Here is a 16,511-nt window from a genome sequence, read left to right on the forward strand (position 1 = left end):
AAGGCTATTAATTCTAATTGCCTTATGCACGTTTGGGTATTCCCTCACTCATGTACACCACGCTTTTGCATCCTGATTACCACACTCCTCAGGATAGGGTAGAAAATTTTAATTTCCCAAAATTAAAGAAAATGGCTGACTGGATGTATAGAACAGGCTGGAAAGTAGCCAATAACAAACAAAGTCCGAATACAGAGAAAAATTTTAAATTAGAAAGGTGAGATTTAGTTTTTTTTGAAATCCGCAATAGATTATTCTATTGCGGTTTTTTTCTGTTTCAGCACTTTAAAAAAGATTACCTTACTATCCGTTCTCCATTTATAATTTTATTGGCAACTAAAATAATAGCGATAGAAATTCAGAAAACAACGCATGATTTAGGAGTATCATTTGCGAACATAGATAAAAACAGAACTTCAATTATGCGATAATACCTACTAAGATAATACCTATAATGTAAATAAACAATGACTTGATTTATCTTTTAAACCTGTATAAATACGGAGCTTTATTTTGTGCTCCTGTGAACTTCTTTTCGAGACGTTCAAGTACATTTAATTCCAAAATTTTCTTTTGAAAGTTATTCATGGCAAATTGTTTGTCATAAACTGCTTCATAAAGTTCTTGTACTTCACGCATCGTAAAAGTTTCATGCAACATATTAAAACCAATGAGTTTTTGGTCAATATTTTGCCTGAGAGCTTCAAGGGCATACTCCAAAATTTCGTTGTGGTCGTGAATCATTTCAGGTATATCCTTGATACTCCTCCATTCGAGGTATTCATCAAGTTCTCCGATTTGTGGCGTTACTTTACTAATTTCAACCAAGGCATAAAAACCAATACATATAAACCTACTGGTTATCCATTCGGCATCTGCAACATTGTATTTTTGGCTAAGTTGAGTCATTAGCAAATCTCTAAATTTGCTATTAACTATTCTATTTTCGTCACCAAAAACCCTAAATTGTTCTAAGTATATATTCTCAAGAGCAGTTCGTTCTTTCAGGATTCTACTTGCAGCTTTTTCAATCCCTTCATTTTTTTTGATGTATCCGCCTGGTAAATTCCAAATATCATTGCCAAATCTTGATTTTGAAATCAAAACTTTCAATTCTTTTTCTTCGTAACCAAATATTACACAATCAATCGAAAGGTTTGAAATATAATTTTCTCTACCAAATTCTCTCATAAACATAGAAATTTTCTCAAATCACAAAGATACGCTTAATGATCGAATTTTAATGAAGCAATAAATATGATTATTTGGTGAAAAAATAAAATAAAACTTTATTATCTTTTTTTTAGATAATAAAAATATTTTTATACTTTTGCTTTAGAATTGAAAGCATTCGAAAGTTTAAAACTCTTATCCAAACTTTTGATGGTCTGCAACTAATGATTAATTAAGGTAAACAAAAAATTAATTTTAATAAATATCAACCAATACACTCATGCAAAAATTCTTACTTATACTATTTCAAATGCTTATATTTGGAAACATTTACGGGCAATCAAAGCAAGATTCTCTCGCGATAATCCAGTTATTAGAAAAAGAAGGAGCAACTTGGCGAATGGGAGATGCCAAAGGACACGCTGACTGTTGGGCCGTGAAACCAAATGGACGTGTATTGATTTCAACATCTGAAGGAAGAAGCTTGGATTTTCCATCAGACCGAATCGCAAATGCACCTGCAACTATGATGACAGGCGGGGGCTTCTCGATTCATTCAAATTATAAAATGAGTATAGGAAATACATCAGCTTGGGTAATCCATGACGAGGTTTCTATTGGCAAAGATGGGAAAGAAACGCTTTCTCATGAAGTTAGGATGTTAGAAAAAATCAAAGGACAATGGAAATTAATTGGGCAATCGAACCATCAATATAAACCCGAAAAGCCAAAGACTGATACTACCAGCTATATTCAAACTGTTGATATTAAGACTGGCCGAGTAGAAACTGTTTTGGCAATTAACAAACATTTTGAAGCTCCAAACTGGCATCCTGATAATTATTTGATTTTGAATAGTTATGGAAAACTTTATACGATTGATGTTGCTACTAAGAAAATGAATCTGTTGAATACAGGATTTGCTATAAATAATAACAATGATCACGGTATTTCGCCTGATAAAAAATGGCTGGCAATTAGTAATGTAGATAGAAATGACCCATCACCCAAACGTTATAAATCAGCTATTTATGTGTTGCCTATTGGTGGTGGAGAGCCTCGCCGTATAACCTCAGAAGTAATGTCGTTTTGGCATGGTTGGAGTATGGATGGAAAAACATTGGCTTATTGTGGCGAAAGAAATAGAAACTATGATATTTATAGTATTAGTATAGAAGGTGGAGCAGAAAAAAGACTTACTACCACAGAAGGCTTAGATGATGGCCCAGATTATTCGCCAGATGGAAAGTATATTTACTTCAATTCATATCGTACAGGACGTATGCAAATTTGGCGTATGAATGCTGATGGTTCAAATCCCGAGCAATTGACATTCGATGAAAACTCAAATTGGTTTGCACACCCATCGCCAGATGGTAAATGGATCGCTTATATTTCTTATCAATCCGACGAAAAACAAGCACATTTATTCGGAAAACAAGTAAAACTTCGTTTAATGGATGTAAAAACTAAAGAAATAAGAGACTTAACGCCTGTATTCTTTGGTGGGCAAGGCACAATCAATGTACCTTCATGGAGTGCCGATAGTAAAAAAGTTGCTTTTGTGAGTTATTCAATAAAATAATATTTAGCGTTAAAATTCATCAAATGGTTTCTCTATAAAATCTCTATAAAAAAATGAAAAACGAAAGTCCAAATTCAAGAAGAAAATTCTTGCAACAGATCGGAGCAACCAGTTTAGTGGCAGCTTCATCTCCATTTGCTTCGCTTGCAACAAGTGCAAAAGCCGAAGAACGAATTTTGCAATATGAAAAAAAAATCACTTCAAACGATAAAATCAGAATTGGTGTAATTGGCTACGGAGTACAAGGGCATTTTGATTTGAATACAGCTCTCAAAGTGCCAGGTGTAGAATTGGCAGGAATTTGCGATTTGTACACTGGTAGAATCCAAAATGCCAAAGAAAAATATGGTAACGAATTATTTACGACCAATAATTACAAAGATATTTTAGATAGAAAAGATATTGATGCTGTTTTGATTTGCACGACAGATGTATGGCACGCTCGCATTACGCTTGATGCACTGGCAAAAGGTAAGCATGTTTACTGTGAAAAACCGATGGTTTACAAAATCAGCGAAGGTTATCCTGTTATGGCGGCTGCTAAAAAGTCGGGCAAAGTTTTACAAGTTGGTAGCCAAAGAGTAAGTAGTATTGGTTATGCCAAAGCAAAAGAATTGTTGGCAGCGGGTGAAATCGGGAAACTCAACATGGTCAATGCTGTGTATGACCGACAAAGCTCTATTGGTTCGTGGGAATATACGATTCCGAAAGACGCAGATGCCCTAACTACAAATTGGGGCAAGTTTATCGAAGCTACGGAAAAAATGGCTTTTGATGCTAAAAAATTCTTTTGGTGGAGAGCCTTCAAAGAAGTTGGTACTGGCGTAGCGGGCGATTTATTTATTCATTTGCTCAGCGGATCACATTTCATTACCAATTCAAAAGGCCCAGAAAGTATTTATAGTACGGGTCAGTTTAGTTATTGGAAAGATGGCAGAAACTTGCCAGATGTTATGTCGGGAGTAATGCAGTACCCTGATAGCCCCGAACACGCAGCATACCAACTGACATTGCAGGTAAACTTCATCAGTGGTACAGGTGGTCAAGAAGTGATTCGTTTGGTAGGTTCAGAAGGCATTATTGATGTTATCGGCAATAATATAACGGTTAAACACAGCCTAATGCCTGAAGCTCCAGGTTTTGGAGGATATGATTCATTATTTACTTTCTCGAAAAGTATGCAGGACGAAATGCAGAAAGAATATGATGCAAAATGGACTGCCGAACAAAGAAAAAGAAAAACCAAAGAAGATATTGTTTTTAAAGCACCTACTGGTTATGACGACCATTTAGATCACTTTACGAACTTTTTTGATTCGATAAGAACAGGAAAGAAAGTTATTGAAGATGCCGAATTTGGTTTTAGAGCAGCAGCCCCAGCTTTAGCTTGTAACGAAAGTTATTTTAGTAAAAAGATTGTTCATTGGGATCCTGTAAATTTGAAATTAAAATAGTTCATCTGCTGAAGTATAGTCACAAAAAAACAAAGAAGAAAAATAAAGGCTGCTCATTAAAGGCGGCCTTTTTTGTCTATTATATATTTTTAGCGTTTTAAATTCCATCACTTACAATCTATCAAATGGATTTATGAAACTCAAATTTACCATTTAACTGAAGAACAAAGCTCTTGCCTTATTTGAATTTGAAACCTACTCAAAGCTTGTTTTTCAATTTCAAAAGGGTACAACTTTTTCATCTACTTATAAATTAAATTAATGTATTAGAGATAGTTTTTCTATAAATTGCAAAAAAAATGTACTCTTAAACGAATAGAAATTGAAGTATTCAAATAATATTATTGATGCACTCTCTATTGACTGTGTAATTTTTGGATTTAAAGAGACACAGCTTTATGTTTTATTAGTGAAGCACGGTATTGGCCCAACTCTTGGGCAATGGGCATTGCCAGGTAGTTGGATTAGATATAACGAAAGTATTGATGAAGCAGCGAGTCGAATACTTTCTTCTCAAACATCAGTTGGTAATATTTATCTTGAGCAATTTAAGACTTTCGGCGATTTGGAACGTTTTCCCGATCGACGAGTAATTACGATTGCTTATTATGCCCTTGTGAATATCGAAAAATTTGAACTTCATGCTGGACCAACAGAGGCGGATGTACAATGGTTTAAAGTTTGGGATGTACCTAAAATGGCTTTTGATCACAAAATTATTTTTGAAAGTTGCCTAAATTTTCTGAAACACAAAGTGCAACATGAGCCGATTGGATTTAATTTATTACCTCCAAAATTTACACTTCTTCAACTCTTAGAACTTTATGAAGCAATACTCAATCAGAAATTAGATAAATCAAATTTCCGTAAGAAATTTTTAAAGATGAATTTATTGGTTGATACCAAAGAACGTCAACAAGATGTTTCTCATAGAGCCGCCACCCTCTATCGTTTTGATGAAAATATCTATAATAAATTATTGGATAAAGGTTTTATTTTTGAGATATAGCCATTGTTTTAATGTCGTTTTTTCTGATGAAATATTTTTAAAAATAGAGATAATAATAGCCTTGAGATACAAAGCTAATGAGATAAAATGCTTAAATCGTACAGAAATTACTTTTAAATAAGCCCCCTTTATCTGTTTTTTATAAAACTAGTACCAAAAATATAAATATGTCTAATAAATCATCAGATACAAAAAATCGGATTCTTGAAAAAGCGATAGAAGCTTTTAATCGCTTTGGTTTTGTCAATATTCGATTACAACATATCGCTGATGAAGCTGGTATTAGTGTCGGAAATTTGGCTTATCATTTCAAAAATAAAGATGCAATTCTTGAGGCCATTTATGAGGAATTAGAACAAAGTCAAAAGGATTTGTTATCAGATTTAAAGATTGTTCCTTTGTTTATTAATATTGATAAACACATCAGAGATACTTTTGAAATTCAGCAAAAATTTAGCTTTTTTTACTCCGATACTTTTGAGATTCTTCGTAGTTTTCCATTAATCAAAAAGCAATACAGAGAATATACACGATGGTATATTTTACAAATCGAAAATATGCTTGCTTTCAATGTGGCAAGAGGAACATTGGTGCCAGAATCGAAAGAAAGATTACACCAAAAACTTGCAGAGCAATATTGGATGACGATGGAGTTATGGTTATATCAAAATCGAATACGCACTTTTGACGAAATAAATATAGAAGAATACGTCTTTTCGGTGTGGGCTTTGCTCATTCCTTACTTTACTCACTTGGGAAACCAAGAATATAAGCAAATGCACCTTCATGAAAATTTTAATTGGTTTTGATTTGATTTTAGAAATAATTTTCTAATTTTGAAAATGTATTTTCTGCAAAATTACAATATTGGGTATGCAAAAAAATAAAACAAATACTTTGTTTATCAATAATTGCCTGATTATCAGTTATTTATTAATCGCCTTTCTTATTAAGTGTACCTGTTAATAGATTATGAACTCCTCATTTAAGATAACTGAAAAAATCTATAATAGCCTTTTGGAGTTATTAAATGATGTGTATTTTATTGATTCAAAAGGAAATATCAATGATTTTCAATTTTATCATGATGATCACTGGTTATCTGATAGTGCTGTGATTGATAATCTCATTTATAAAAAAGGAGAATGGAATATCGAGTTGTTGTTTGCTCTCCATACAAATCCTTTGAAATTTATCAAACGTCAAATTGTTTCTTACACTTGTCAAAAGAAAGCCAATCTTTCAGCAAGTTTGATGCGGAGAATGGCTGCAAAAGACCAAAGGGGTACGCTAGTTTTAAAAATAGAAGATTTTAATATTTGTCCAAATTAGATTGTACTTTTGCTAAAGTAGATTTCATTCATATAGAAAAACCATTCTTTATTACATTTAGCAATTGTTTAGAAAGATGTATAATACGAAAGAACGAATAGTTAATGCTTCGATAAAGCTATTTAATGATTATGGAATAGCAAGTGTACGTCTTCAGCAAATTGCCGATGAGATAGGGATTAGTGTAGGAAATTTGGCATATCACTACAAAAATAAAGAAGCAATTATTAACTCAGTTTATGATAAACTCTTTGAAGATTTTCAGCAAATTCTTGGTGTTTATCTCAAATCACCCTCTTTTTTAGATTTTGATTCTCAGGTTTCTTCTTATTTTGCTTTCTTTAAAAATTATCAATTTTATATCACCGATTTATTTGCTACTGAGCATCCACTCCCAGAAGTTCGGCAAAAGTGGCAGGAATTTATGAATAAAATGATTTTTCAAATACGAAAGCGTCTTGATTTTCATGCGAAGAGGGGCGATTTACTTCCACAATCTGAGGCTACCTACGATATTCTTGCAGAAGCTATTTGGATGACCATTGTCTTCTGGATTCCACAGCAACAAGTGCGTAATAAGCCTATCAATGAGAAGCTTTTTAAGCTTGCTGTATGGAATCATATCAAACCATATCTTACCGAGAAAGGCACTACCGATTTCTCAAGCTTATTGCTCCCAGCTTTTATTTAAGAAACATGATTTTGATCATGTTTTATCTGCTTTTAAAAATAAATATTTGATGTCAAATTCTACGGTTGTTTAGATTTATTCTTAATTAGAAAATATTTTCTAAATTTAATTAGAAAAATTTTTCTAATTAAATTTAATATTTTACATTTGAACATCAAATAATACAATTTCAACTCTTTTACTACCTACCGTCCTATGGCAAACGTTCTATGGTTACAAGGTGGGGCATGCAGTGGCAACACCATGTCTTTCCTCAATGCCGAAGAGCCAACTGTCGTTGATTTAGTCACCGATTTTGGCGTTAATATCCTTTGGCATCCTTCTATTGGCTTGGAGATTGGTCACCAAGTAACACATTTACTCGAAGATATTATTCAAGGAAAAGTTCAATGCGATATTTTGGTCTATGAAGGCAGTATCATTGAAGGTCCACATGGAACTGGTACAATGAACTATTTTTGTGACCGCCCAATGAAAGATTGGGTAAAAGAACTTGCTGCCGTAGCAGGTTATGTAGTAGCCATAGGAGACTGTGCCACTTGGGGAGGTATTCCAGCCGTTGCTCCAAATCCAAGTGAATCGACGGGTATGCAATTCTTGAAAAAAGAAAAAGGGGGCTTTTTGGGAACAGGGTATAAATCTAAAGGAGGCTTACCTGTAATTAATATTCCCGGTTGTCCTGCTCACCCAGATTGGATAACTCAAATACTAGTGGCCATTTCGACTGGAAGAATTGGAGATATCAAAATTGATGAATATCATCGTCCGAGTACATTTTTCACTGATTTTGTGCAAACAGGTTGTACAAATGTTGTCAATTTTGCCAATAAAGTTGATGGTGGATTTGGTAAAAGAGGAAATGGTTGTTTATTCTATGAAGTGGGCTGTCGTGGACCAATGACTCGGGCAAGTTGCAATCGTATTTTATGGAATCGCACTTCGAGTAAAACCCGTGCCAATCACCCATGCTTGGGTTGTACCGAGCCAGGCTTCCCTCACCATGATTTACAAAAAGGTAGCGTTTTCAAAACCCTTAAATATCTTGGATTCTTGCCGCAAGATGTTCCTGCAGGAAATTCAAAATTAGGGTATTATTTAAGAGCAGGTTTTGAAAAAACAATGCACGCTACCGAAACAGTATTTGGCGTGGTAAAATCACACAGTGAAAGTTCAATTTAAATTTGAATGATGAATTAGTAAAATTAATGGTCTTTTTATTTCATTTCTTAAACTAATTCCCAACACCTAATTCCAAATTTCTAATTAAATTAATCAATGGCAATCTCGAAAGAATTAAATATATCACCTGTGGGTCGTGTAGAAGGCGACCTTGATGTAAAAGTTTACATGGAAGATGGGGTCGTAACAAGAGCTCATACCCAAGCAGCCATGTTTCGTGGTTTTGAGCAAATCATGGCTGGCAAAGACCCTCAATCTGGTCTTATTGTTACACCTCGTATTTGTGGAATTTGTGGCGGTTCTCACCTTTATTGTGCTTCGTCCGCCTTAGATACTGTTTGGGAAACGACACTTCCGCCCAATGCCTTGTTGCTCAGAGCTTTAGGTCAAGCTTGTGAAACGATTCAAAGTATCCCACGTTGGTTTTATGCTATTTTTGCAACCGACATGGCCAATAAAAAATTTGCAAATAAGCCTCTTTACTCGGAAGTAGTAAAACGTTGGGCTGCTTATGTGGGTACTTCTTTTCAAAAAGGTGTTACTGCAAGTGCTTTGCCTGTCCAAGTGTATGCTCTCTTTGGTGGACAATGGCCGCATTCAAGTTACATGGTACCTGGTGGGGTAATGTCAGCCCCGACTTTAAAAGATATTACAAGAGCCCATGCCATTATGAATCAATTCCGCAAAGATTGGCTCGAAAGCATCTTTTTAGGTTGCTCAATTGAGCGTTATCGTCAGATAAAAACATGGGATGATATGCTTGCTTGGGTGGAAGAGAATGAAAGTCAGAAAAACTCAGATATGGGTTTATTTATCAGAGCAGGTTTGGAATTTGGTTTGCAAAAATTTGGACAAGGTGTAGGTAAATACATAGCTTATGGCACATATATTCATAAAGACCTTTGGAATAAACCAAAAATTGATACTCGCCAACATGCAGTAATTAGCCCGGGTGGATTTTATGATGGAAAAAACTTCCATGATTTTAATCACCTTGATATTATGGAACACGTAGGACACGCTTGGTATAAAGATGTCCCTGCTGCTCACCCTTGGGACGAGCCATTACCAACGCCATTGCCATCACAAAATCTTGCAAATTCAGACTTTGGAGGAAAATATAGTTGGGCTAAAGCCCCTCGTTATACTGGTTATGCTGCCGAAGCAGGGCCTCTTTCGAGAGTAATTATGAATGCCAACCCAAAGAACGAAAAACACCAAATTCAAGATCCATTATTCTTGGATATTATGGAAAAAATAGGGCCAAGTGTATTTACTCGTACTTTAGCTCGTTTACACGAAACAGCTCGTTTATATGATTATATTGATGAGTGGTTACGACAAATCGACCTTAATGGTGAGTTTTATATCAAACCAACTGAAAAAGACGGCAAAGGTTTTGGCTGTACAGAGGCCGCCCGAGGAGCCTTAGCCCACTGGATTGAAATTGAAAATGGTGTTATCAAAAACTATCAAGTAATGGCTCCAACCACATGGAATGTTGGACCAAATGACGATAAAGGAAACCCGGGCCCAATTGAAGCTGCTTTAGAAGGAACTGAAATTGAAGACCCACACGACCCTGTTGAAGTTGGAATGGTCGCTCGTTCTTTTGACTCTTGCTTGGTATGTACTGTTCATGCTCATGATGCAAAAAATGGTAAAGAATTAGCAAGATTTAAGTTGTAAATTAGAAAATAGTTATGATATACGGGATTTAAGAAAGTACCGAATATCAATTAATTTCTAAAATATTTAAAAGCCCGTAAATCAAAGTATGTTTACGGGCTTTTTGTACTAAACATTTTACTGATGAATATCGCTGAAGAAAACATAGAAGTACTGGACAATAGTATGATTTTAGGTACAAAAACAGCTATTATGGGTTTTGGAAATCCATGTAGAAGTGATGATGGGATAGCAATTTATGTGATTGATGAACTCCGAAAAGTAATTGGTGAAGAGCATGAAACAATAACCCTTTTTGATATGGGAACATCGGCCTTTGAAGTACTTTTTCAGCTAAAAGGTCATAATAGAATCATTATTGTTGATGCTGTAATCAATACAGGAGAGGTAGCAGGAACGCTCTATAAATTGCCAGCCAGCGAGATAAATGCCCAAATCAATGAAGACCCAATGGTTTTTTTACATAGTTTGAAATGGGATCAAGCATTATCTTATGCCAAGAAAATATTACGAGAAGAATACCCAGAAAATATTGAAGTTTATCTGATTTCGGTTGATAATCTTAAACTGGATATTCAATTGAGCGAGGCAGTTAAAAATGCAGGAAATAAAGTCATTGAATTGATAAAAAATGACGTCTTGGGTAGTAGTTGATGTGAAGAAATTGTGCTACGATTATTATTTACAAGTAATGAAATCGAAATAATTGCTATGGAAATTCAACTAAAAAACGGTCATATTTGGTTTGATAAAGCTACGGTTGAAACACTTTTTGGAGAAGAAGAAAAGGCTAATTTAGTTTATTACCCTGAGCGAAAAACCTTACTTTTGGCAGCTCGGTCAAAGACTTTTTTTGAAAAAATGCACAAAGTCAATTGGGTTGTGCTAAAACTGCGAAATCTAAAAGGTGATAAAACCATTTCGATTCAAGATCTCATGCTTGATAATGACCTTGACAGCACCGATCGACTTTTGAGTTATGAAATCAAAAATACTGGAATCATTAGTATTGAATTATAGATGTATATCGCTGGTAGCATAAATTTTGATTTTTCAGAGAATCAACGTGGAAACAAGAAGGATTTGGCAATATTTTCCCAAAACCGATGGCTATATAATACAGATGTAAAATACTTGGTAGAACATCGAAGCGGCAGATGGTATTTGTCGATTATTTTTATTTCTATTCATAATCCATTGAGGTTGATTTGTAATTATATCAACCATTATGAGTCATTAAATAAAGCCGAACTTTACGGTCAATTTTTTCAAAAAGGTATCAGAAAAACTACCCGAGGAAACCTAAAACTTGATGAAAATGCTTACAATATTTGCTACAACTGACAAAATACTAGATATTCAAGAAATCATAGATGCAGAATTTCGACTAAATGAAATTGTTTCTATCAAAAATTTAGATTCAATTAATGAAGCAATTGGGTCTAATTATCTGATAATCAATCAAAATGAAATTAAGAATCCGATTCATTGGAGCAATGAAGAACCCCCGTATTTGTTAGCCAATCCTATTGATTTAAATAAAAATAACCTTTTAGCAATCATATATTTTAGGCTTAATAATTACGAAAAAGCGTATGAGTTTGCTGAAAATAATGCTATTTTATTGACCGATATAGATACATTTAATTGCATCAAACATGGTATTGCCCTAAATGTAGATATTGATATTTCTCCGATCGAATCTTTTCAAAAATTTAATATTTACCGACATTGGCATAATCTTGCTATCAAGTCGTATTATGGTGAAACCATCAATTTTGTCAATGTTTATCAAATTAAAAATTTCTACGAAAAGGCCATTGATTTAGCACCAAACGACGAATATTGTGCTTTTTCTGCTAAACACTTTGCCTCTCTTTTATTGGATGTTGATGAACTTGAAAATGCTGCAACTCTTCTTGAAAATAGTATCAATAAGGCCATTTCGGATGATGCCAAATATGAATTAAAGAATATTCAATATGGTGTTTGGCTTAAACAATTGGGAATTCCTTATGATACAAATTTACTCGAAAAGATAAAAACTACGCTTTGGGAAGTACTTCAATACTATGAAAAACAGCAAAATCAAGTACAGATTGCCTTAATTTTAATTGATGCCGCTCAAATTGCTAATATTTCTGAAAGCTTTACCGAATCGTTGGGCTATATTAATCGTGCAGTTGAAATTTTACGGAAAGAAGATATTCCAGAACTTTTAGCAAATGCTCAATATCGTAAAGGGGTATTGTTTTATACTTGGGCTCAAAATGGTAGCATTCAATTTTACAAACCTGCAATGGAAGCTTATCAAGAAGCACTTAAAGTATTTTCGTATGACAATGCACCCGATGTTTTTGCCGAAATACAGCATCATTTAGGGGTAATTTACTCCGAAATTCCGGACGAAATCAAGAAAAAAGGCCTTTGGGCCGCTGTTTCTGTAAGTTCGTTTAATCAGGCATTAAATCATTTTACAAGAGAAACGCATCCATTTGAGTATGCCATGATTTGCAATAGCTATGCCAATGCCCTTACCAAATATCCTCCGTCGGTTAAGGGGGATAATTATGCAAAAGCTTTAGGCTTTTATCGTCAAGCACTCGAAATCCGTTCGGCAGAAGAATTTCCTTATGAAAGAGCATTAACGATGTTGAATTTTTTGGAAGCGTGTTGGTATGTCAATCATGAAAATGAATTACAGGAACAAACACTTTTTGATGAAATGACAGCAAAAGCCAAAGAAGTTCACCAACTTACTACTGATGTAAATCTGCTTGCTGATGCACAAAGACATTTAAACAAAATTCAAGAATTAAGCAAGATGATGGTATAAAAAAATGCCTATTTTAAGCTGTTTTTTCGATATAATTCATGTTTTAGAAAACATTTTCTAAAACATGAATTCTTCTGTTTTTTACTCAAATAAACAAATATCTTTGAGAAAGATAAGACTTATATCATGCACGAAATATCGTTAGTCAGAAATATATTTAGAACGCTTGAAGAAGAATTCCCGAATGATATTGACAATATTCGTGGAATATTTTTGAAAGCAGGTTTGCTTTCAAATGTTCAGCCGATTTTAATGCAAAATGCGTTTCAGGCGGTGTTAGAAGACCAACCTCAATATAAAAAAACAAGCTTACATGTAGAAGTATTACCGATTTTGATTTACTGTGATGATTGTGATAAAACGACCGAAGTTCAACAATACAGATTTGTATGCACGTGCGGAAAACCAAGTCGAAATGTTGTGCAAGGCGAAGAACTTTTGATTAGTAGAGTGGAGTTTGAAGAAAATTCTTAAAGATGTAAAATACTAAATTTTGAATGTAAAATGTAGTGAGTATTCAAAATTTAGTGTTTTACATTTTAAATTATAAACAATATAAATTTCTCCAATAGGGGTAGGGGACTTATGAAACCAAAATCAAATCAGGCAGCAGTTGGCTCAATACAATGTGATAATACGACGCTTAACTTGCTGAAAGTCAATGACTTTGTAGCAAAAGCCATCAGAGACAGATTGCCAAATATATTGGTAATTAATGTATGCTCTTCGCCAGGAAGTGGAAAAACAACTTTGATGCAAGAAACAGGTAAACGACTCAAAGGCAAATTAAATATGGCCGTTTTGGTGGGTGACCCTGAAACAGAACGTGATGCAATCAGAATGCGAGAGGTAGGCATTAATGCCCTCCAAATCGTGACGGGTGGTATGTGTCATATTGAAGCTCAAATGATTTATCAAGCACTCGACCATATTGATTTGACAGGCGTAGATTTATTATTTATCGAAAATGTCGGCAATTTGGTTTGTCCCGCCGCTTTTGATTTGGGCGAAGATTATAGAGTAACGGTTTTAGCATCAACAGAAGGTGATGATAAACCAAAAAAATATCCAAGAATGTTTCTAACGAGCGAATTGATGATCGTCTCAAAAGCAGATTTATTGCCTTATGTGCCTTTTTCAGTTGAAGCTGTAACAAAAGATGCACGTGACGTAAATCCAGACATTCAGGTTTTGACAATTTCGAGCCTAAAAGGTGATGGAATGGACGAATGGTGTGAATGGCTAATAAGTAAAGTAGAAGAAAAAAAAGGTGTACTTGCATGAAATGGAGGTATTTGAAATTGAAATAAAGGGTCAAGTACAAGGCGTTGGTTTCCGACCTTTTGTTTATCGTTTGGCTACTGAAATGGGTTTGGTGGGTTACGTGAATAATACCAATGAAGGCGTTTTGATTGAAATATCTGTTGAAAACGAATTTCAATTGGATACTTTTTGCAAAAGACTAAAGAATGAAGTACCAAAATTGGCGAAGATTACCTGTTTTTTATTTAGAAAAACTAATGAAAATGCACAGGTTTTGGAAGGATTTCGTATTATAAAAAGTAAAGTTGGTGAAAAAAACAATGTTTTATTAAGTCCAGATTTTGGGATTTGTGCTGAATGTAGCAACGAAATCAATGATTCAAAAAATAGACGTTTTCAATACGCATTTACAACTTGCACTTATTGTGGCCCACGTTTTTCAATTATTAAAAAATTGCCTTATGACCGTGAATTTACGAGTATGGAGGCATTTGAAATGTGTTCCTGTTGCAGGCAAGAATACGAATCAGTCAGTGATAGACGCTATTTTTCACAAACAAATTCTTGTGAAAAATGTGGCGTAAAACTGAGACTTTTTGATAACAAAAAACAACTTGTTTCAGATGAACAATCAGTAATTATTGACTTGCTAGTTGAGTTTTTAAAAGATGGGAAAATAGTTGCATTAAAAGGAATTGGAGGCTATTTATTGATTTGTGATGCAAGTAATGAGCTAACTATCAGTGAATTAAGAAAAAGAAAGCATCGTCCAAGTAAGCCTTTTGCGGTTATGTTTCCAGGTTTGGAATCTTTGAAAAAAGTAGTTGATTTGAGGGATTCAGAACAAGAAATATTGATTAACGAAGTGGCCTCGATTGTTTTGCTTGAAGCCAATTTACCAAATTTAACAACAGCAGGATTGATAGGAGTAATGTTACCTTATACGCCATTATTCGAGCTTATTTGTCAGAAATTTAGTAAACCTTTGATAGCTACCAGCGGAAATTTGAGTCATTCACCAATCATTTATGACGACCAAAAAGCAATGGATGTGTTGTCTGAAATTGCAGATTTAATCTTGATAAATAATAGAGAAATTGTTGTTCCCCAAGATGATAGTGTGGTGAGATTTACCCAAAACTTTAATCAAAAAATAGTTTTACGTCGTTCGAGAGGGCTTGCACCCACTTTCATTTTGCCAACTTTTGTTTCTCAAAATAATATTTTGGCAATGGGAGCAATGCTTAAAAGTACATTTACGCTTACGCATGAAAATAACATTTATATCAGTCAATATTTGGGCGATTTAAGCGATTTTGATACGCAAGAAAGTTTCCAACACACCTTAAAACATATTACGGAAGTTCTTGATTTTAAAGCAAATACGGTATTAATTGATAAACATTCCGCTTATCCTTCATCAGAAATGGGTCGAATATTTGCCGAAGAAAAAAGCCTAAATTTAGTAGAAATTCAACACCATAAAGCACATTTTGCTGCAGTTCTAGCAGAAAATGATTTATTGAAAAGTACAGAGCCAATCTTGGGAATCATTTGGGATGGCACAGGTTTGGGAGAAGATGGGCATATTTGGGGCGGCGAGTTTTTTAAGTTCCAAAATAATGCCAATGAACATTTTGAACGAGTAAATCATGTCGATTATTTCCCAAATTTGTTGGGTGATAAAATGGCTCGTGAACCTCGATTATCAGCATTGTCAATTTGTGCAAATATTCCAGAAGCATACGATTTTATAAAAGCAAAATTTACAGATTTAGAGTGGAATCTTTATCAAAAGCAATTAAAACAAGCTAATCTTTTACAAACATCATCGGTTGGAAGACTTTTTGATGCTGTGGCTTCCTTGCTAAGAATCATTGATAAAGTGAGTTATGAAGGTGAATCTGCCATGTATTTGGAAGCGAAAGCAAGAGCATATTTTAAACAAAAATCAGAAATAAAGGAAAGTTATTTTACCGAAAAATATCATAATTCAAAAGAGATAATAAGAGGAGTAATTGCTGATTTAATCAAAGAAATAAACATCGAAGAAATAGCATATAAGGTACATTATTCGATGATTTGTTTGATAAAAAACATTGCTAATGATTTGAATATTAATAAAATAGCATTTTCGGGTGGTGTTTGGCAAAATGCTCTTTTGGTTGATTTAGCTCAACAAAACTTAACAGATTTTGAGCTATTTTTTCATCAACAACTTTCGCCAAATGACGAATGTATTTCATTTGGGCAAGTGGTAGTTTACGAGTTAATGAACAGAAAACTTAATAATTAAAAAT

The 16,511-nt window shown here is 34.2% G+C and carries 17 protein-coding genes; 16 read left to right on the forward strand and 1 reads right to left on the reverse strand.

Going from position 1 to position 16,511, the window contains the following annotated elements:
* Positions 1–32 precede the first annotated feature (32 nt).
* Positions 33–221 (forward strand): hypothetical protein, encoded by a 189-nt coding sequence (locus tag ACQUQZ_RS24845; protein ID WP_435357975.1) that lies wholly within the window; start codon positions 33–35, stop codon positions 219–221.
* 256 nt (positions 222–477) lie between these two features.
* Here the strand turns inward: ACQUQZ_RS24845 and ACQUQZ_RS24850 are convergent, their stop codons facing one another.
* Complete coding sequence (locus ACQUQZ_RS24850; protein ID WP_435357924.1) at positions 478–1,197, reverse strand: NUDIX hydrolase; 720 nt, start codon at positions 1,195–1,197, stop codon at positions 478–480.
* A gap of 256 nt (positions 1,198–1,453) precedes the next feature.
* Between ACQUQZ_RS24850 and ACQUQZ_RS24855 the strand changes: the two genes are divergently transcribed.
* The 15 genes from ACQUQZ_RS24855 (at position 1,454) to hypF (ending at position 16,507) form a co-directional block, all read left to right on the forward strand.
* Positions 1,454–2,758, forward strand: a complete 1,305-nt coding sequence (locus tag ACQUQZ_RS24855; protein WP_435357926.1) for a TolB family protein — start codon at positions 1,454–1,456, stop codon at positions 2,756–2,758.
* A gap of 53 nt (positions 2,759–2,811) precedes the next feature.
* Positions 2,812–4,212, forward strand: a complete 1,401-nt coding sequence (locus ACQUQZ_RS24860) for a Gfo/Idh/MocA family protein (protein ID WP_435357928.1) — start codon at positions 2,812–2,814, stop codon at positions 4,210–4,212.
* A gap of 322 nt (positions 4,213–4,534) precedes the next feature.
* The gene (locus ACQUQZ_RS24865; RefSeq protein ID WP_435357930.1) at positions 4,535–5,221 is read left to right on the forward strand and encodes an NUDIX hydrolase; all 687 of its coding nucleotides are present in this window, start codon (positions 4,535–4,537) and stop codon (positions 5,219–5,221) included.
* Between the two features lie 167 nt (positions 5,222–5,388).
* On the forward strand, positions 5,389–6,030 hold the full coding sequence (locus ACQUQZ_RS24870) for a TetR/AcrR family transcriptional regulator (RefSeq protein ID WP_435357931.1): 642 nt from the start codon (positions 5,389–5,391) through the stop codon (positions 6,028–6,030).
* Positions 6,031–6,193: 163 nt separating this feature from the next.
* Positions 6,194–6,553, forward strand: coding sequence for a hypothetical protein (locus ACQUQZ_RS24875; protein WP_435357932.1), 360 nt, complete (start codon positions 6,194–6,196; stop codon positions 6,551–6,553).
* Between the two features lie 76 nt (positions 6,554–6,629).
* Positions 6,630–7,244, forward strand: coding sequence for a TetR/AcrR family transcriptional regulator (locus tag ACQUQZ_RS24880; protein ID WP_435357933.1), 615 nt, complete (start codon positions 6,630–6,632; stop codon positions 7,242–7,244).
* Between the two features lie 195 nt (positions 7,245–7,439).
* Entirely contained in the window at positions 7,440–8,423 is a 984-nt protein-coding gene (locus ACQUQZ_RS24885) for a hydrogenase (RefSeq protein WP_435357934.1), read from the forward strand.
* A gap of 96 nt (positions 8,424–8,519) precedes the next feature.
* Entirely contained in the window at positions 8,520–10,112 is a 1,593-nt protein-coding gene (locus ACQUQZ_RS24890) for a nickel-dependent hydrogenase large subunit (RefSeq protein WP_435357935.1), read from the forward strand.
* A gap of 123 nt (positions 10,113–10,235) precedes the next feature.
* Positions 10,236–10,766: a hydrogenase maturation protease gene (locus ACQUQZ_RS24895; RefSeq protein WP_435357936.1), complete on the forward strand. Its 531-nt coding sequence runs from the start codon at positions 10,236–10,238 to the stop codon at positions 10,764–10,766.
* Positions 10,767–10,823: 57 nt separating this feature from the next.
* Entirely contained in the window at positions 10,824–11,132 is a 309-nt protein-coding gene (locus ACQUQZ_RS24900) for a hypothetical protein (protein ID WP_435357937.1), read from the forward strand.
* Positions 11,133–11,456, forward strand: coding sequence for a hypothetical protein (locus ACQUQZ_RS24905; protein WP_435357938.1), 324 nt, complete (start codon positions 11,133–11,135; stop codon positions 11,454–11,456).
* Complete coding sequence (locus tag ACQUQZ_RS24910; protein ID WP_435357939.1) at positions 11,431–12,948, forward strand: hypothetical protein; 1,518 nt, start codon at positions 11,431–11,433, stop codon at positions 12,946–12,948. Before ACQUQZ_RS24905 ends, ACQUQZ_RS24910 begins: the two co-directional genes overlap by 26 nt.
* Before the next feature lie 126 nt (positions 12,949–13,074).
* Positions 13,075–13,422 carry a hydrogenase maturation nickel metallochaperone HypA gene (locus ACQUQZ_RS24915; protein WP_435357940.1) on the forward strand — a complete coding sequence of 116 codons (348 nt, stop codon included), beginning with the start codon at positions 13,075–13,077 and terminating at the stop codon, positions 13,420–13,422.
* A 111-nt stretch (positions 13,423–13,533) separates the two neighbouring features.
* A complete protein-coding gene (gene hypB, locus ACQUQZ_RS24920) occupies positions 13,534–14,232 on the forward strand; it encodes a hydrogenase nickel incorporation protein HypB (RefSeq protein WP_435357941.1) in 699 nt (232 codons plus the stop codon).
* 1 nt (position 14,233) lies between these two features.
* Positions 14,234–16,507 (forward strand): carbamoyltransferase HypF, encoded by a 2,274-nt coding sequence (gene hypF / locus ACQUQZ_RS24925; protein WP_435357942.1) that lies wholly within the window; start codon positions 14,234–14,236, stop codon positions 16,505–16,507.
* The last annotated feature ends 4 nt before the right edge of the window (positions 16,508–16,511 follow it).

The organism is Emticicia sp. SJ17W-69 (assembly GCF_051209875.1).
Lineage (GTDB): Bacteria > Bacteroidota > Bacteroidia > Cytophagales > Spirosomataceae > Emticicia.